General features: G+C 49.6%; 16 protein-coding genes and 1 tRNA gene. 4 read left to right on the plus strand and 13 right to left on the minus strand.

Going from position 1 to position 17,896, the window contains the following annotated elements:
- The first annotated feature begins 83 nt into the window (after window positions 1–83).
- Complete coding sequence (locus R6H26_RS01170; protein ID WP_404787610.1) at window positions 84–2,267, plus strand: O-linked N-acetylglucosamine transferase, SPINDLY family protein; 2,184 nt, start codon at window positions 84–86, stop codon at window positions 2,265–2,267.
- A gap of 212 nt (window positions 2,268–2,479) precedes the next feature.
- Here R6H26_RS01170 and R6H26_RS01175 read toward each other — a convergent pair whose 3' ends face one another.
- The 4 genes from R6H26_RS01175 to R6H26_RS01190 form a co-directional block, all read right to left on the minus strand.
- Complete coding sequence (locus tag R6H26_RS01175; RefSeq protein ID WP_404787612.1) at window positions 2,480–3,463, minus strand: FkbM family methyltransferase; 984 nt, start codon at window positions 3,461–3,463, stop codon at window positions 2,480–2,482.
- 128 nt (window positions 3,464–3,591) lie between these two features.
- Window positions 3,592–5,160 carry an FkbM family methyltransferase gene (locus tag R6H26_RS01180; protein WP_404787614.1) on the minus strand — a complete coding sequence of 523 codons (1,569 nt, stop codon included), beginning with the start codon at window positions 5,158–5,160 and terminating at the stop codon, window positions 3,592–3,594.
- A gap of 94 nt (window positions 5,161–5,254) precedes the next feature.
- Window positions 5,255–6,139 carry an Rpn family recombination-promoting nuclease/putative transposase gene (locus R6H26_RS01185; RefSeq protein ID WP_404787616.1) on the minus strand — a complete coding sequence of 295 codons (885 nt, stop codon included), beginning with the start codon at window positions 6,137–6,139 and terminating at the stop codon, window positions 5,255–5,257.
- Between the two features lie 130 nt (window positions 6,140–6,269).
- Window positions 6,270–6,857 carry a Uma2 family endonuclease gene (locus tag R6H26_RS01190; protein WP_404787617.1) on the minus strand — a complete coding sequence of 196 codons (588 nt, stop codon included), beginning with the start codon at window positions 6,855–6,857 and terminating at the stop codon, window positions 6,270–6,272.
- A 114-nt stretch (window positions 6,858–6,971) separates the two neighbouring features.
- On the opposite strand from R6H26_RS01190, the gene R6H26_RS01195 reads away from it, so the two are divergent.
- Window positions 6,972–7,796 carry a hypothetical protein gene (locus R6H26_RS01195; RefSeq protein WP_404787619.1) on the plus strand — a complete coding sequence of 275 codons (825 nt, stop codon included), beginning with the start codon at window positions 6,972–6,974 and terminating at the stop codon, window positions 7,794–7,796.
- 36 nt (window positions 7,797–7,832) lie between these two features.
- Here R6H26_RS01195 and R6H26_RS01200 read toward each other — a convergent pair whose 3' ends face one another.
- Genes R6H26_RS01200 through R6H26_RS01210 form a run of 3 tightly spaced genes read right to left on the minus strand, consistent with a single transcriptional unit; the run spans window position 7,833 to window position 9,523 of the window.
- Window positions 7,833–8,414, minus strand: coding sequence for a type II secretion system protein J (locus R6H26_RS01200; protein WP_404787620.1), 582 nt, complete (start codon window positions 8,412–8,414; stop codon window positions 7,833–7,835).
- Between the two features lie 19 nt (window positions 8,415–8,433).
- A complete protein-coding gene (locus tag R6H26_RS01205; protein ID WP_404787622.1) occupies window positions 8,434–8,940 on the minus strand; it encodes a Tfp pilus assembly protein FimT/FimU in 507 nt (168 codons plus the stop codon).
- Entirely contained in the window at window positions 8,900–9,523 is a 624-nt protein-coding gene (locus R6H26_RS01210; RefSeq protein ID WP_404787623.1) for a hypothetical protein, read from the minus strand. Before R6H26_RS01210 ends, R6H26_RS01205 begins: the two co-directional genes overlap by 41 nt.
- Before the next feature lie 412 nt (window positions 9,524–9,935).
- On the opposite strand from R6H26_RS01210, the gene R6H26_RS01215 reads away from it, so the two are divergent.
- Window positions 9,936–11,318: an exopolysaccharide biosynthesis polyprenyl glycosylphosphotransferase gene (locus R6H26_RS01215; RefSeq protein ID WP_404787624.1), complete on the plus strand. Its 1,383-nt coding sequence runs from the start codon at window positions 9,936–9,938 to the stop codon at window positions 11,316–11,318.
- A 38-nt stretch (window positions 11,319–11,356) separates the two neighbouring features.
- On the opposite strand, the gene R6H26_RS01220 is transcribed toward R6H26_RS01215, so the two are convergent.
- Both R6H26_RS01220 and lipA read right to left on the minus strand, forming a co-directional pair.
- Window positions 11,357–13,135 carry an ABC transporter ATP-binding protein gene (locus tag R6H26_RS01220; protein WP_404787626.1) on the minus strand — a complete coding sequence of 593 codons (1,779 nt, stop codon included), beginning with the start codon at window positions 13,133–13,135 and terminating at the stop codon, window positions 11,357–11,359.
- Complete coding sequence (gene lipA, locus R6H26_RS01225; protein ID WP_404787628.1) at window positions 13,136–14,056, minus strand: lipoyl synthase; 921 nt, start codon at window positions 14,054–14,056, stop codon at window positions 13,136–13,138.
- A gap of 187 nt (window positions 14,057–14,243) precedes the next feature.
- Here lipA and R6H26_RS01230 point away from each other — a divergent pair.
- A tRNA-Leu gene (locus R6H26_RS01230) sits at window positions 14,244–14,325 on the plus strand.
- 78 nt (window positions 14,326–14,403) lie between these two features.
- Here R6H26_RS01230 and R6H26_RS01235 read toward each other — a convergent pair.
- The 4 genes from R6H26_RS01235 to R6H26_RS01250 form a co-directional block, all read right to left on the minus strand.
- On the minus strand, window positions 14,404–14,634 hold the full coding sequence (locus R6H26_RS01235) for a hypothetical protein (protein ID WP_404787630.1): 231 nt from the start codon (window positions 14,632–14,634) through the stop codon (window positions 14,404–14,406).
- Window positions 14,631–14,975: a hypothetical protein gene (locus R6H26_RS01240; RefSeq protein WP_404787632.1), complete on the minus strand. Its 345-nt coding sequence runs from the start codon at window positions 14,973–14,975 to the stop codon at window positions 14,631–14,633. Before R6H26_RS01240 ends, R6H26_RS01235 begins: the two co-directional genes overlap by 4 nt.
- 54 nt (window positions 14,976–15,029) lie before the next feature.
- The gene (gene nadA / locus R6H26_RS01245; RefSeq protein WP_404787633.1) at window positions 15,030–15,992 is read right to left on the minus strand and encodes a quinolinate synthase NadA; all 963 of its coding nucleotides are present in this window, start codon (window positions 15,990–15,992) and stop codon (window positions 15,030–15,032) included.
- A 417-nt stretch (window positions 15,993–16,409) separates the two neighbouring features.
- Entirely contained in the window at window positions 16,410–17,858 is a 1,449-nt protein-coding gene (locus R6H26_RS01250; protein ID WP_404787635.1) for an amidohydrolase, read from the minus strand.
- Window positions 17,859–17,896 lie beyond the last annotated feature (38 nt).

Raw genomic sequence — 17,896 nt, forward strand, 5'->3', positions numbered from 1 at the left:
ACACAGTAACTTTAAGAGAATTTTTCTTTGTTTTAGTATGAATAGTTTGTTTTTTTAGATCTAAAGAATCTTCGATATTTTTAATGCTTAACTCTAAGTTATATAAATCTGCAACGGATCTTTTTTCTCAAGGAAGCTACTCGGAATCTATTGTAGCATTTGAGGAGTTGATTCATGTGTATCCAGATGAATTAGTTAGCTATTGGTATATTGGACTAGCTTATCTTTTCCTGGATGATGAAACGACAGCTCAACTAGTATGGCTTGGTGCGATCGCGGAGCATAATAATCAAGATACAGAAGCTATTATTCAAAGTTTAATTAAAACTTTGAGCAAAGAAGCAGAACACTTAAGCACAATTCAACTATATTCTAAATCATTATTGATCCGAAAATATATTGACTTTTTTGATTCTTGTAATATAGAAAATAAGTTATTAATTATTGATTTGCATATAAGACTAAACTCTTTTTCGCCAAATATGCTTGATGAGATTGAGTTAATAGAATTATTAAGAGATGAAGCAATTTTTGTCAAAAAGTATCTAATTGCCTCTGTTTTGAAGTCAGTTTTAAATCAACAGATTGATGATAGATCCGTAAACTTTTTTGAAGCTTGTCTGTTCCGCAGTGACTCTCGAAAAGAATGCTTTGAAACAATTAAAGTTGCCGCGATCAAGTATGCGTTTGAAAACAAACTATTCAATGCTGCAATACTTCTCTGTAACCTATGCTTAAAGTACGAGCCTTATGACTTAGTTGTACTAGGATATCTTCCGCATTTCTATACGGCTGTAAACCAACATAAGGAAGCTATAGAAGCTGCAAAGTTTTTCTGGTTGCAGAGTATCAAATTGGAAGATCGATTTCTTTCATGCTGTATATTCTTACAAACTTTAATGAAGGCTGGGGATTGGGATGAGGTACCTATAGTCTCTGAACAACTTAGAGTCTTGATGTTGGAAATTATTGAAAATGGATCGACTCAACTCTCCTTAAATGTACTTCAGTTTTTAATTGTTAATACTGGTCTTTTTGCTTATCTTAAAGATGACTTAGCAGAGAATCGTAAATTACAAAATGAGGCGGCAGAGTTATTCTTTAATAATATTATAACTAATGCCAAATCACAAATAAAAACTCTCCCTTTTTCTAGGGTTGATGCAGGAAGACCGTTAAGAGTTGGTTATATATCTAGTAAATTTAGCAGGCACTCAGTGGCTTGGCTAGCTCGATGGCTATTTCAGTATCACGACCAAGTAGAATTTGAAATCACTGCGTATGTGGTCGAACAGAGCCCTGATAACGATTTCTTTAAAGCTTGGTTTTCTCCATATGTCGGATGTATTAGACATTTGATTGGTGATATTGGCATTTCTGCCGATATTATCCGCAACGATCGATTAGATATATTGGTCGATCTTGATAGCTTTACTGTCGATCAAACCTGTTTGATTCTTTCCTTAAAACCAGCTCCGATACAGGTAACCTGGCTAGGGTGCGATGCATCAGGTCTACCAGCTATTGACTATTTTATTGCCGATCCTTATGTTCTACCTAGCAATGCTCAAACCTACTATAAGGAAAGAATTTGGAGGCTTCCTCAAACTTACGTAGCCGTTGACGGTTTTGAGGTTGGTACTCCATCTTTACGGCGTTTAGATTTAGACATTCCTAATCATGCGGTTATTTACTTGAGTAGTCAAGTGGGTTCTAAACGCAACCCAATGGCAGTTCGCTTACAGATGAAAATTTTGAAAGAAGTATCTGAAAGCTATTTTCTTGTCAAAGGATTAGGCGACCAAAATCTTATCTGTAATTTCTTTTCACAAATTGCTTCTGAGGAGGGAGTTTCAGCTGATCGTTTGAGGTTTTTACCTTTCGCTGAAAATGAATATATTCATCGCGCAAATCTTCAAATTGCTGATATAGTTCTCGATACTTATCCTTACAATGGTGCCACAACAACTCTAGAAACTCTTTGGATGGCAATTCCTTTGGTAACGCGAGTAGGAGAGCAGTTTGCAGCTCGCAATAGCTATGCCTTTATGCAAAATGCTGGGATTGAAGAAGGGATCGCATGGACAGATGAAGAATATGTTGAATGGGGCATCCGTTTCGGTCAAGATGAGCAATTGCGCCAGCGAGTTGCGTGGAAGCTAAAGCAATCTCGGAAAACGTCTCCATTATGGAATGCAAAACAGTTTGCCCGCGATATGGAAAATGCTTACCGTTCTATGTGGGCGCTGTATTTGGAGCAGCAATAGTATTTAAGTTGCCGTCAAGATTTTTACTTGCGTTAAGAGGTACAAATTTTTGAGTAAATGGCTGAGAACCTGTTTGAAAAATATTTTGAAACCCTTGCCTAGAGAGATTTTTGAGTGAAATGATTTGATTCTATTCAAAGCCTTGTGTGTTAAACCTTCGATCTGACTTTTTAAACAGGTTTTTAAGGACATAATTCAATCTATAAAAACTATCAAGCTTGGGATTTGCAAAAACCTTTTATATTTTTTACGATTGACAGATGTTGGATTGACTGAATATCTAATTCGGGAAATTGAAGTAAGGTTTCAATAATGATATCAGCAAAATTATATTGCTCGTCTTTCCCATAATTGATGGTTAAAAATTCCAGCAGTTCAAGACCATAATCCGGGAATAAAAGTGCATCGGCAAGACATGCAAGCTTAAATATCCTATCGGGGCTTACTGTAGAACTTGGTTCATCATACATTAGCTGTATCAGGTCTTTGAAGTAAAACGCATCTCCCCAAAGTAGTTGTCCATTTCTTAAGGCCGATCGTATGGGCGAACAAGCCCTGACTCGATGCGATAGAGACAAGTCAAAGAGCGAAAAGTCATATCCTCTGAGAAAAGAATCAACATCTGCGAATAAAGGTTGATTTTTGTAGAGCGATGAAAACTCTACTTCTATCTGTATGCCTAATATACCTCTTTCTAAGAGTTGAGATGCCCCTTCAAGAACATGTAAATCTGCTCCTTGAACATCAATTTGCAGAAAATCAATATTAGTAATACTTTCGTCTTTACAAGCTTGATCGAGTGTTACAACCTCAATTTCAACTGAATAATCTAATGAAACCAGATCGGCTAAATTTGAAAACCGCTTCAGATAGGATTCATTGGGCGGGTAAAGCGAACTACACATCGGTGCCTTGGTGACATACAGTGTAGATTCTCCGATGACGTTACTAAGCGCTAGAGGAATATGACGCTCAGTCCAGTTAATTTGACGGGTAGCTAGTTCTTCATTGGCGGCCTGACAAGCATCGGCATCGGCATCGAAGCCAAGAATAGATAAGTTGGGCAAAAAATTACTCCATGGCCCAGTGGCGTATTCGTCCTGGCTACTAATTTTTCGAGAGCCAACATTGCAGATTGTGAGGTGAATAGGGTCAAGTCGGCCATGTTTTTTAAGCGTTGACAAAAAAACAGACAATTGCAGTCCCTCCTAATGCTCAAGGTCTAAAAGTGCGATCGCAGCTGGAAGAATAGAAAAACCTAGCTGTGTTTTGCCTATTCTTAGCTCTATCATTGATGCCAGAGTCGATTCCAAAGTCCAAATCGCTATGTGCTTGGCGTTGCTACAACATTAAGCTGTCCCTCCAACGCATCTAAAGACTCTAGCTTAATCAACTGCTGTAGGTAAGGCTGATATATATTCAGCTCATAGCCCTGCTCCACCAAAAAACGGGCAACCTCCATATTACTTCCCTGAGAACCTGCAATATTCTCGTACAAAATGATAGGTGAAAACTCCGCCAGAAGCCGCTGAGCACCTCGTAAAACGCTAATCTCATGTCCCTCTGCATCCAGCTTCAAAAAATTGACAGCGCTCATCTGCTCCGTTTCAATGAGGCTGTCCAGTGTTAGACACGGCACCTCGACAACTTGCCCCGATACCACCTCCGCATCGTCCGCAATCACCTCATTCAGTTCGCTTGCCCCATAAATAGAAAGGCGAATGCTGCCCGTACGATCGCTCGCTGCCGCCCCATACACGCGCACCCAGTCAAATTGATTGACGCGACAGGTTTCTTCTAAATACCCCACGCAAGCCGGAAACGGCTCGATCGCAATCACCTTGCCACTCGCACCCACTCTAGTTGCTGCACTAAAAGTATAGACCCCTGCATTGGCCCCTACATCAATCACAGTCATTCCAGGCTTTAGCCAACTGCGCCAAAACTCCATCTCACTCTCAAACCAATCCCCTTCTCCTAACAAAACACTGGTCACAATACTGTTCAGACTGGGCTGTACCGCCAGCGTCACCCCCTCGTCAAAAGGAACATAGGTAAAATCCCGATCGGGTGATACTTGAGTCCATACGCTATCAAAATCTAGACGTCCTGCGGATCGATCTGCTGCCAATTGCCAATAGTGGTGAGCCGCCGCAGTCTCATTAATATCTCGATAGGCAATAGATAAACTCTGTAGCACCGTTAAATTACCAGGCGCTAAACGCAGAGCATTGTGGAGATAAATAAACCCTTCAGCCTGCGCTGCCATTCGACAAGCAATTCCCTGCTTTAGCTGTAGCGCAGGTAAATTGGGGTTCACATGCGCCGCCGTAGATAGCGTGTGTAGCCCCATTGCATTGTAAAAAACCTGGGCAGAATGCACAAAAATTTGATTCCAATACTGATACACCTGCTCCAACCCATTTTGAGGGGATACGTAGAGCAATTCCATCACCTGCAACCGATCCACCGCGCGACCGTACCACCCCGTCGGCACATAAATTAATCCAAGCGGTACTTCAGCCGCGTCCTTTTCCAACGCAATTTGAAGCTGTAACAGAGCCGTAAACGCCTGTTGACGAGCTGGATAAAACTCACCGACCAATACACTCAATAAAGCTTTGTGGGCTTGACAAAGGAGATAATCTGCTTCACCTTCGCTAAATGCATCTTGCGCTAACTCGACCAAGGACATTTTGAGAGACAGATCGTCGCAATCCTGTGCCTGAATCAGTGCCGCAACCCCTATATTATTCCAGTCCTGCCCAGTACTTGGACTATTCCAATCTGTTTCTATACAGATACTGTCTAGGCGTTGCCGTAACGAGTCGTCGATCTGCCAACCCAACTGCTGGAGAGATTCTAGGTAAGACTGCGTTGCTTCGCTGACCATAAATGTTACTGATTAAAAAAAGCAAATCATCTTAATCAGTATGCCCATTAACTGTGCGATCGCCTTCCTTCTCGCGCAACCCAGTTGATGTCGGTTAGGTCAAGGCGTGCGATCGCAGCCAATCCAGCAAATCCGTGCGATCGCCAAAATCCAGCAGCGCCTCTCCCAAATCCTCCAGCTGAGCTAGAGACAAAGCCTGCACCTGCATCTCAATCCCAGCCTCAAGCGAACCCAATTTACGCTTTAACAGAAGTAAAACAAGTGCCAAAGCCTCCAGCCGTCGCCCCTCTTGTCGTCCTTCTTGCCGTCCCTCTTGCCGTCCCTCTTCCAGTGCTTCCTGATAAACACGGGTTTGTTTTAGTTCACTTAAACTAAACATCTGCTCGATTTCCTCTCGGCTCAACGTCGGAAACTTATAGACCATCACCGTCTCAATCAATTCTATAATTCTTTCCAAGTCTGCATCCGGCTGTAACTGACTGCGCGCCCTTTCTACCAGCACTCGCGCCTGAGCCTCAGACACCTCTGGCCTAGCGTTAATCAATTGCAGTAGCCCTACCCCTAACGACCCCGTAGGCATATCCTGTAAATCTTCTAAATAAATTCGCTGGACTTGGACACTATCCAGCAGCGTACGAAAAAGATGCGTTTGGTCTGGCTCCACAGAACGTTTGGAAAACAAGACAACCGCCTTCCAGTCTTCCGTTTGAGGATACTGCTCAAAAAAGAGAAAGATTTCCGCAAAGAAGCGATGGTAAAAGTAAGGGTCTTTCTGGTACTGCACCTCCACAAACCAGACGGTCCGATCGGGGCCATCCGGTTGGGGTAAAAAGACCCCATCCAGGCGAAAGGAAAGCTGCTTCACCTCCACCGAGCGAAACACATAACCCTGAGCGCGTTCAGCAGGCTCGCCCAGTAGTTCAAAAAATACTCCTGGCGCGGTCTGAAAAATGCGGTAGAAAATTGAGTCTGTCTTCAACAGCGTGATTACCCCGTGGTTGCCCCTTCAAAATAGAAATCTTATCGAGTCTCTCTCGTCTAGGCTGAGGCTACTCGTGCGATCGCAGCCAGTCCAGCAAATCCGTGCGATCGCCAAAATCCAACATCGACTACAGCCGAGCTTCCAACACTTGAGTAGCGGTCAAGATTAGATCTGGAAAAGTGGGGGACACAATAAGCTCGTTGCCTCGAAACTCTACAGAGTCGTAAAACTCACGATCTAAAATGCAAAGGGTAACTTTCTGAGCGATGGGGTCTACGATCCAGTACTCAGAAATCTCTAAGAGCGCATATTCAGAGCGCTTCGAGCGGTAATCATCAGCTTGGGTCGATGGGCTAACAACTTCGACAACCAGCAAAGGGGGTGGCTCATTGAGGTTAATGACAGCTTCTCGGTCTGCCATTGCGTCCCATTGTGCAAGAGATAGAATGGTGACATCAGGGATACGGGAAGTATCCCAACTTCGTCCGCGCGGGGAACGTACCCCAACCGTCATCTGTTTGCAAGTCCAAGGGAGGTTTTTTTGTTGGATTCGATCGCGAAACTGGTCGTGTAAAAACTCAGTGATACCGCCATGCTTTCCCGTGCCTAGACTCATCGGTACGAGTTCTCCATCAACCAGTTCATAGCGGGTATCGGTGCTATCACTATAGATTAGATATTCTTCAAAAGTGAGCTTTTGTGTAGTGATAGTCATGCTATTGCTTCATCCTACGCTTTCGTTTGATTCACTATTAATGAAAATCGAAGTTCAGGGCATACTTAGAGCTATACCACCAAATCACCGCCCATTGCACCAAACTTGAGTGCCATGACCGACTCCATCAAATTAACCGCTCTAGCCTCAGTCTTGTCTCGAAAGACTCCGCTTTTTGTGACGGTTGCAATTGTTCTGCTGAGTTACGGCACCATCGCCCATCTTCAGCTTAGCCGCCTCTCCGAGATAGATCGCAAAGCCGATCGGCCGCTGACTAAAGCCGAATATCTGCGCGAAGAACAGCAAACTCAAGCCAGCCTCAAACTGTTGGCTAAATTGCCCACCTTTGGATTTGACAACCTCATTGCAAACTGGTCGTTCCTTAACTTTCTGCAATACTTCGGAGACGACCAAGCCCGCCCCAAAACGGGGTATCGCATCACCCCCGATTTCTTTCAAGTCGTCGTAGATCGGGATCCGCGTTTTTTAGCAATGTATCCCTACCTTTCCGCTAGCGTCTCGCTCTATGGCGGAAAGCCGCAGGAAACCGTCCGTCTGCTTCAGCAGGGCATAAACGCGATTCCTCCCGCAATGCAGTCAGAAGCTTATTTTCTGTGGCAGGCCAAAGCCACCGACGAACTGCTGTTTTTAGGCAAAACTCAAGACGCTCGCCGCTCCTACGAAATGGCAGCATCCTGGGCCAGTCAGTCAAAAGATCCTCAAATGCAGGCGATCGCCGCCCGCTCCCTCCAAACCGCCCAGTTTCTCGCCACCAACCCCGACAGCCGCCGCGCCAGAGTAGGGTCTTGGTACAACATCCTGACCAACGCGATCGACCAGCCCACCCGCGAATTTGCAGCCAAGCAAATCCAGGCGCTCGGGGGCGAGATCGTCAACCGGAATGGCGCGTTCCAGGTGAAATTACCCCAGACAGACTAGCAAAATCTAGGTTAGAAGCGCTAAGCCCGCGATCGACTACGGCGCAACGCGAGTTGAAGCCACGATCGAAGCCTTGATGCCCGTTTTCGACTTGGACAAATGTCCGAGCAGGCACACTCTAGCTGTACTCGGGCTATCGAGCCGCACCATAAAGCCAGCGTCTCCGCTCGCTAAAGGCCCAGAGCCAGGACAAAACTCAGAGGGGCTAACTCCAATCTCGCTAACAGTAGCAATTTGGTCTATCAGAGCATAGGGTCGCGTCTCGCGAGAATCTTTGCGATAGATAATCTGTGGCCCTGCCCACACTCTTGTGCCCCGCGCCCTAGAGTAGTAGCCAATCTTAGGCTCATCCTCATCAGGGAGAATAATTTGAAACAGGCCGTTGTATCCAGAAAGAGCAGGTGCTCCTGCCTCAATTCGCTTCCCTTCCTTAATATCGCCAGCAATGAAGCGAAGCGCTCGCTGGAGTTCTGCTTCTTGGACGAGTCGCTCGTCCATTTGTTGGCTCATCTGCTGGAGCACGATTAATCCCCCTAACGTCACGCCACACAGAATGATGCTGGCGGCGGCGGCAACCATCAACTCAGTTAGGGTAAATCCAGCTTTGAAGTTACGCATGAAAGCTACGGGATCCAATCTAGGGCGTAATGCAAACGTTGTTGCGATACTGACCTGTCCTTCGCAGTCCAATTCCCACAGAAATGACAAGGCACTTCGATTGCACGCTGGGCGCGCTGAGCCATAGCGTACCGGGATCGTTCCCAGGCGATCGATTTTCGCCAGCGGCATTGAAAGAAATCACCCATGTAGCATTACTCCGGCTATGGTCGAGCCTTACGCCTTTAAGGGTACGCGGCCCTGTGACCAAACAGGTTCCCGTCAAAGTCACTTCAGTCCCCCGCGTCAGACTGATACTGCAACCTCGATTGCGCTTTAAAGCCTCGGACTGGGTTTCCTGAATTGCTTGGTCGATTTGATTCAGCGCTGCATTAACCTGCTGCTGGCGGAGCCACGGCGCGAGGTTCGGTGCGGCGATCGCCGCCAATATGCCCGCGACCAATATCGCAACCATCAGCTCAATTTGCGTGAACCCTAGAGCCGATCTAAAAACAAACCATCGCAGCATTGGGAAGAATCGCGGCATTGAGTTGGGCAACGACGGTCGGCTCCGATAAATTGAGGTTGGCGGGCGGGTCCTCGACACTATCCCCTTCCCGAACTTCAGCAGGCTCGCGCAGTACGACCCGATATGCAATTTGCAGCACCTGTTCCGATGGAAGTCCACTGGTATCTACGGATAAAGTGCGCTGCATGCGGTAGTCTCCTGGCAGAGCTGCCATCGGCAAGGTTGCAACCTGCTCCATCACAATAGGTCGATCTTCGTTGGGCGCAATGGTACTGACGCTGACTTCAGGGGGAATGTCAACCAATACGTTGAGGGCTACCCTATCTTTATTAGCGATGCTTTGCATAATTTGCTGGGCGTAGCTTCCCGACGGTGGCAGTTGACAGTCCGCTGCATTACTCGGGAGCGCTTGGGCCATCTGGCGAATGGACTCCACATCAGCTTGGATAGAGGCGATCGCCGCATCTGCCTGTCGAGTTTTGACGCGCAAACCTGTTGCCGCAACGTAGGCTTGCAGCGTCGTACTCAGAAATAATGCCGAAGTCAGCATGCTAACCATGACCTCAACATAGGAAAGACCGACCGCGTTCCGATAGCGCATAAGCTAAAAGAAATGAAGGTTGACGATACAGACAGACAGAAGGATTTAGCGTCTCGATCCTTCTTCTATCGTAGAAGCTATTTGGAGATTTGTTTCCAATTTTACAGATTGGTTATAAACAGGATTGAAGCTCGTTTTTTGAGTGACGTCTCTCCAGCTAGAGCCAGAACAAGTCCGCTCGCTCTATCCATGCATACGCTGCTCGAGTCAACAATTTTGTTACAAAAACCCGCAAATAGCGGAAATGAGTTAATTATTTTGACCTGAATGGGTAGTCTACGTAGAGAAACCCGCTCGACTTTCGATCGCCGGGATGCCATCGTTTTCTTTTTTCAAGACTCGACATTCATCGGAATTTCAAACCCAGTGTTTGATGCATATGCCCCTTAGTAAGAGAAAAAAACGCCGCTCCATGGGCTGGCTCCAACGCTATGCCCGCTTTATCTGGGTGCTCCAACGCACCTTAGATGTCGTAATTGCAGTGGCCGTTTTATGGGGACTCGGTTTCGCGCTGGGGTTCAATACACCCTTCATAACACCCTACATAGCGCTCTCAGTTTTGACCGCCTCGATCATGTGGCCCATTTTTGGGAGCATTGGCATCTACGTTTCCTACCGCAGCGGTCATCCTGCCGCGACCTACCCTCGGGTCTGGATGGCCTGGGGTTCTGTTTGCGCGCTGCTGCTATTGTTCGGCTACATCACGCAAACTTCTGCTTTATTTTCGCGGCTGGTGCTGTGCTCGTGGTTCGCGATCGTGCCCTTTGCCATCTGTTTGCACCACCTCAAACTGCGACTGCTGCTGCGGCAGCTTCGCGCGACAGGCTTAAATTCTCGAAAAGCCGTCATTGCTGGTACGGGGGAACTCAGTCAGATGCTGTCCCAGCAGTTTCGGGACAGCCCTCAGTTTGGGCTTCAGTTCTGCGGTTTTTTTACGGAAGACCCCCTCGAAGCCATGACGGAAATCAAGATTAAGCCGTTAATTGGCACTTTAGAAGAACTCCCCGACTACGTGCGGCGCTACCACATCGATGTGGTGTACATTGCCATGGCACTTCAGGAGTCTACAAAGGTCAGCCAACTCATTCACGAGCTAAAAGATACTACCGCTTGCGTCTATTTTGTCCCCAACATCACCGCCTTTAATTTGATGCAGGCGAAGGTACAGGATTTTCTGGGAGTGCCGCTCGTCGCGCTATCTGAGATTCCATCAATCACCCCTCACGTGGTCGCCAAACGCATCACGGATATTGTGGTGGCCGCTGGCACGTTGGTGTTAACCTTGCCCGTTACGCTCGGGGTGGCGATCGCCCTCAAAACCACTTCTTCTGGCCCTATCCTTTACATGCAGCGACGCTATAGCTTGAATGGGAAGCCTATTACGGTCTACAAATTTAGAACGACGCGGGGCAAACCAGCTCGACCCATGGCCGAACCTCAGTTTTACTGGGTCGGGTCGTTCTTGAAAAGCACGGGTCTAGAGTGCCTTCCGCAGATGATTAGCGTGCTGCGAGGCCACATGAGTCTCGTCGGCCCTCGCCCTCAGCGATTGGCTTACTCAGAACTGTATCGGAACTATTCCAATCGATACCCTCTGGGGCAGAAAGTTAAACCTGGCTTGACAGGCTGGGCGCAAATTCACGGCCTGTATGGAGAATATGAAACCCAAGAAAACCTCCAGCAGAGGGTGGCCTACGACCTCGACTACCTGCAAAATTGGTCTTTTTGGCTGGATCTCAAAATTATGGCCAAAACCACTCTAACCATGCTTAAGCATCAGAATGCTTATTTATAAGCGCGTTGCAGTTTCTGAAATCTATCAAAAATCTGTCTTTAGCCCAGATTTTTCTCAAGCTGATACTGCTTCCACAGGGTTTGGTAAAGCCCTGCCCGAGCCAGTAGGTCTTCGTGGGTGCCGACTTGGACGATCTCGCCTTTGTCCATGACCCAAATCCGATCGGCGATCGCCGCTGCGGAAAGCTGGTGGGTAATGAATAGGACGGTTTTGCGCTGGGTGCCTTCCGTGAGATTTTTTAAGATTTCGGTGGCCGTTTGGTTGTCCACGCTGGCCAGGGCATCGTCCAAAATCAGGATGGGGGCGTCTACGACTAACGCCCGCGCTAGCGCCGTGCGCTGTCGCTGACCGCCGGAGAGCGTAATGCCTCGCTCGCCGACGAGGGTTTTGTAAGTTTGGGGAAAGTTTAGGATTTCGCTGTGAACTTGGGATTGTTTTGCAGCTTGCTCGATTTCGAACTGCTCCAGGTTCGGCTTACCGTAGCGAATGTTGTTTTTAATCGTGGTGCTAAACAAGAAACTGTCTTGGGGGACATAGGCGATCGCCGCTCTCAAGTCCCGCAGTTGCACTTGGGTAATGTCTCGACCGTCCAAAAAGAGCTGGCCGGATTGGATATCGAGCAAGCGCGGAATCGCGTTAGCCAAGGTGGATTTCCCCGAACCCACGGGACCGACGATCGCCACGGTTTTGCCCGGCTCTAGGGTAAAGGAAACATCCTTGAGTGCGGGTCGATCGGCACCGGGATAGGTAAAGGTGAGATGGCGCGCCTGGAGTTCGCCTTTGACGTTGGCGAGGGGGAGGGCGATCGCGTCGGGTTCGCTATCAATCGCGGGCTGTACGGTCAGGATAGCTTCAATCCGGTCGATGCTGACTTCGCCGCGCTGGTAGGCAGTAATGGTGAAGCCGAGCAACGCCGTCGGGAAGATCAGCCGTTCTACGTAAAGGATGAGGGCGACGAAGCCTCCCACGGTAATGGCTCCACTGGCGATCGCCCGTCCCCCAAACCAGATCAGCACCAGTAAGCTGAGGCTGGCGATACCGCCCAGGATGGGAAACAAAATATTGCGGGTTTTGGCAAGGCGCAGGTTTGCGTCTAGCAGCTTTTGGTTGAGGTGGACGAACGCCTGCTGTTCGTTTTGTTCTTGGGAGTAGATTTTGATCAGGGAGATGCCGCTCATGTCTTCTTGGATGAGATCGCTCAGTCGGGAAAGGCATTCCTGAACTGCGACCTGCTGGGCTTTGAGCCGCTTGCTAAAGCGGTTCACCAGTAAAAAAATGAACGGGTAGACGGCGATCGCCGCTAAGCTCAGCTCGAGGTCGATCCCAAACATGATGGGCAGCGTCAGCATATAGGCGAACAAGGTGTTCACAAAGCTCAGAAGTGCAAAGCCGACCAATCGGCGGATGTTGTCCACATCGCTGGTGGCGCGGTTGATCAGGTCGCCGATGGTGCGAGTGGCGAAGTAAGCGGGTTCTAAGCGCAGAACGTGGTCGAAAATCTGCTGTTTGAGGTCGAACTCTACTTGACGGCCCACGCCAAAAATTGCAATCCGAGAAACCATCCGCATCAGCAGCATGAGCGTTGCCAATCCGACAATCAGACCCACTTCTTGCCAAAGTTGGGAAAGCTGGAATTGGGTTTGCAGCTCGTCGATAACCTGGCTGATCGCGAGCGGCAGATAGGTTCCGATACCGTTGACGGCCAGCAGCGTAAACACGCCAATTCCCACCCGAATCCAGTGGGGGCGAAGGTACTGGATGAGCTTTTGAAATCGAGAATACTTTCGTGCCTGAGGCAATTCGAGCGATCCATCCATTTAGGCCACAATTGCGCGAGGGTCGGAAGCGGAGATAGCTGCCATGGGTTTCGGACGGGGATGCTCCACCATCAGCCGTCGCACTTCTTCGGCGTGGTAAGAGCTGCGCGTCAGCGGGGAGGAGACGACTTGTAAGAAGCCAAGGGTTTCCCCTGCCATGCGCCACGCTGCAAATTGTTCTGGGGTGACAAACTCCTGGACGGGCAGGTGTTTGGGGCTGGGCTGGAGGTATTGACCGAGGGTGACGATATCGCAGTCAACCTGCCGCAAATCTGCCATCACTTGCTCGATTTCTGCTGGCGTTTCCCCTAACCCTGCCATGACACCGGATTTGGTATAAATCCAGGGCGCAATATCCCGCGATCGCCGCAATAACTCCAGCGATCGCCCGTAATCCCCCTGAGGGCGCACCCGACGGTACAAACGCGGCACGGTTTCGGTGTTGTGGTTGAGGACATCTGGCGCAGCGGCCAGGATTTGGGTCAAGGCATCCCAATTGCCGCACAGATCTGGAATTAAGACTTCAATGGTTGTTTGGGGGGACAGGGTGCGAATATTTTGGATGCACCGCGCGAACTGGTTTGCGCCGCCATCGGGCAAATCGTCTCGATTGACGGAGGTAATGACCACATGATTGAGGTTCATGCGGCGCACGGCTTCGGCGAGACGAGTCGGTTCGGTAGGGTCGAGGGCGACAGGCTTTTTCTCAAAATCGATATCGCAGTAAGGGCAGGCACGGGTGCAGGCAGGACCCATGATCAAGAACGTAGCCGTCCCGTGGCTAAAGCACTCGCCGATGTTGGGGCAGGAGGCTTCTTCGCACACTGTATTGAGCTGCAAGTCTCGTAAGATGTCTTTTACACTGCCGACCCGTTCCCATTGAGGAGCCTTGACACGCAGCCATTCCGGTTTCACCGCCACAGATATTTCGACCTTTCAGCTCGATCTCCCACATTGTATCAACATCCCGAAGTCTCCATCTTGACGGGGGCTTTGCTGCGGCGCTATCAAAATCTCTGAAAACGGCTTTTCCGAGGTCGGGCAAACCTGTTATACTTTGTAAGCTGAAATGGGTGAGTTCGCTCGATCCATTGCCTGAATAACCCTTGCGGATGTGGTGGAATTGGTAGACACGCACGCTTGAGGGGCGTGTGGCTCACGCTGTGCGAGTTCGAGTCTCGCCATCCGCATAGAAAAATAAAGCCTCCCTTTTTGGGAGGCTTTATTGTAGGAAAACAAGGGTTGCGATCGCTGCCTGTTTGCAAAGACTAAATCATCGATGTTGGAATCGTATGCAGCTTTTCTTGAGCCGCTTCGCGCTGCTGCTTTCGTTTTTGGCAATAAATGTAAAAAGGTTGCTGCTGGTTTTCAGCTTCTAGCTGAGTGCTCAGCCGATCCAGTACTGCAATTTGCTCGTCAAACGCAGTACAAATTTCACGCATTCTAGCAACAGAACGCGCTCTTGTCTCAGCGTCAGGAATAATGGGTTGACTACTCATGACAAGTTCCAGTTGCGTTTAATTTCTCGGTTGCTTGCTTCGCCAGCATCAGCCACCGCTCGCGTTCGATCGATGGACTGAACCAATAAATCTAGTGTAGCGGAAGTGGCTGTAGGTTGAGATTCAGAATGCTGCAATAAAAGCCGATAAAGACGAATGTAGTAAGATGTCGCTCGCTCTCGAAGGCTTTGAAGCTCATCCAGTTCAGGAGTTGTTTCCTCCGTTTCGCCAAACTGCTCAAAAATCATGAATGCAAGTTTTGTTGCCTCATTAATAATTTTCAAAAGCCGTTTCTGTAAGGTAAACACCAACATTACGGTTTCTTCAGACAAATCTGCCATAGATGCTCGAGATTACGCCTGGTTTCAAGCAGTATCCCATTATTAATGTGCATTTTAACGACTCATGTCTAGCATCCGCTGAATGGGTTTGAGGGCGGCGAGGCGGGTTAGTTCGGGGACGGTGACTTCCGGCGATCGCCGTTTCATGGCCCAGTACACTTTCTCTAAAGTATTCAGACGCATGTAGGGGCACTCGTTGCAGGCGCAGTTGGCTGTTGGGGGCGCTGGAATGTAGTGTTTGTTGGGGTTTTGTTTTTGCATCTGGTGCAAAATGCCGGACTCGGTGGCAACGATAAAGGTGTCGGCATTGCTGCGCTGGGTGTAGTTGAGGAGCGCGGTGGTGGATCCGATGAAGTCGGCATGGCGAAGAATGGGAGCTTCGCATTCGGGGTGGGCGATGATTTCGGCGGCGGGGTGTGCTGCTTTTAGCTCTAAAAGCTTGCGTTCCGAGAAGGTTTCGTGGACGATGCAGCTTCCTTGCCATAGCACCATGTCGCGTCCGGTTTGGGCCATGACGTAGCGCCCTAGATTCTGGTCCGGCGCAAAGATAATGGGTTGGTCTGCGGGGATTTGGCGCACGAGTTCGACGGCGTTGGAACTGGTGCAGATGATGTCGCTCATCGCCTTAATGTCGGCGGTGCAGTTGATGTAGGAAATGACGAGATGGCCGGGATGGGATGCTTTGAAGGCAGCAAAGGCATCGGGGGGGCAACTGTCGGCGAGGGAGCAGCCTGCATCGAGGTCCGGGATGAGGACTTGTTTGGCGGGATTGAGGATTTTGGCGGTTTCTGCCATGAAGTGGACGCCTGCAAAGACGATGACATCGGCGTTGGTGCTGGCGGCTTGGCGGGACAGGCCGAGGGAGTCGCCGATGAAGTCTGCGATGTCTTGGATTTCGGGTTCTTGGTAGTAGTGGGCCAGGATGACGGCGTTGAGTTCCTGTTTGAGGTCTTGAATGGCGGCGACTAGGTCAAGGGGTTGGGTGTCGCTATTTGGGGTGGACGAAAGAGTAAACACTGGCTTAACTCCCTTTAGGATTGGGAGCGGTGAGGCGTGGGTGTCTACGATTGTAGTGGAAATCGCAAACCGCTGAAGTCGGTTTTCCCGCCACGCTCTTGCTGTTTGTGTTCTGTCTTTGGACAAGATTCCTGCCGTCGATTTCAACGTTAACGTTGATTGGCATTAAGCGATTTCTGGAAAACAACTTACCGCTGGCTTCGACTTCCCTTCGACAAGCTCCCTTCGGCAAGCTCCCTTCGACAGGCTCAGGGCATCGCAGGACACGGCAGGGCAACGCGCTCAGCCAGCTAGAGACTAGAGATTGCGCCCTGAGCGGAGTCGAAGGGTGCAATCTCGGCTGGTGAAACCTTTGCAGGGAATCACCTTAAACCTTTGCGAGAAACCCCAGAGCTTTGAAGAAAACTGAAGACCGGATTACGAATCGGGGATCTCAGATGTTGCATCTTTGTCTAACATAACCTTTCGATAGTGGGGTTCAACTTGGTGAATGGTCTGAAACTGCGATCGCTGCGCGCCAAGCGATCGCCCATTTCCCTTCCCCCGCGCCTGCAATTCCTGGTGCAATCCATCTACATCCACCGTCAGCACCTTACCATTCTCCACAATGGGTTTGCCGTTAATCCAGACCCGATCTACCGCATCGACGGGTCTACCCAAAACCAAAAGGCTCGCCGGATCGTTTTGGGGCAGCATAGACGGGCAGTTGAGATCGTAAAGGACTAAATCCGCCGCCCTCCCTACGGTTATAGACCCGGCCCGATCGCCTAAATTGATGCCCTTCATGCCCCCCAATGCCGCAATTTCAAGGGCCGTGTGGGGTGCAATCCAGTCTCGATAGTCCGGTTCCGCGACCGTGTGGAGCATTGTGCCCAGCTTAATCGCCTCCAGGAGGTTCTGGGCATCGTTGCTAGCGGCCCCATCGCAGCCAAAGGACACGTTAACGCCAGCTTTGAGACACTTCAAAATAGGCGCGATGCCGCTGCCGAGGCGCAGATTGCTGACCGGGTTGTGGACGACGGTGGCCTGGGTTTCGGCCAAGATTTTGATGTCTGCATCGCTGAGCCAGACGCAGTGGGCTAGCGAGGTGCGATGGTCTAAGAATCCCAACTGCTGGAGATGAACGACGGCACTGCCGCCGTAGCGCTCTTGGGCCAACCGCTTTTGCGCTCTGGTTTCTAGCAAGTGCGTATGCCGACAGAGGTTATGGCGATCGCTGATGTCCCGACAGCCTTCCAGTAGCGCATCCGAGCAGCGATGGAATCCAGCCGGACCCACGGCAACATAAATGCCCGCTTCAGGATTGTGGAACTGCTGGGCGATCGCCTCCATCATGGCCAGAATGTCTGGGGTCGATTTCGGATAGGGGGTGTGGGGCAGCGATAATCCTGACGGCAGCCCCGCCACTAAGGGTAAATCCTGGGTCATGGGCGCAATGACAGCGCGGATGCCTGCTTCGGTATAGGCTTTTGCCAAGGCCGCGATCGTTTCCAGTTCGTAGCCAGGGACCAGATAGGCATGATCGACAACGCAGGTGCCGCCGGAGAGAAGGGTATCGACTGCCACCTTGAGGGCGCTGAGGTAATGCTGTTCGAGATCGGCGATCGCCGTGTCGAAGACATCGGCAAGCCATAGCTCTAGAGGCAAGGGCGGAATGAGTCCGCGCTGCCAGATTTGGGAGGAGTGGGTATGCCCGTTCGCGAATCCTGGCAATAAAAGGCGATCGCGACCATCAATGGCAAGTTCTGCGCTTAGCTCCGACTCAGATGGCGCAATGACAACGATCTGGCTTCCCGTAATCTGGACATCCAAGGTTTCATACCGATCGCCCTTGAGTACCTGCACGTTCTGAATCAGCGTATTCATGAAGCGACCTAGCTAACGCCCATTGTCCTGAGTTAAAC

This window comes from Altericista sp. CCNU0014, assembly GCF_044923475.1.
In the GTDB taxonomy this organism is placed as follows: domain Bacteria; phylum Cyanobacteriota; class Cyanobacteriia; order Thermosynechococcales; family Thermosynechococcaceae; genus JAAURS01.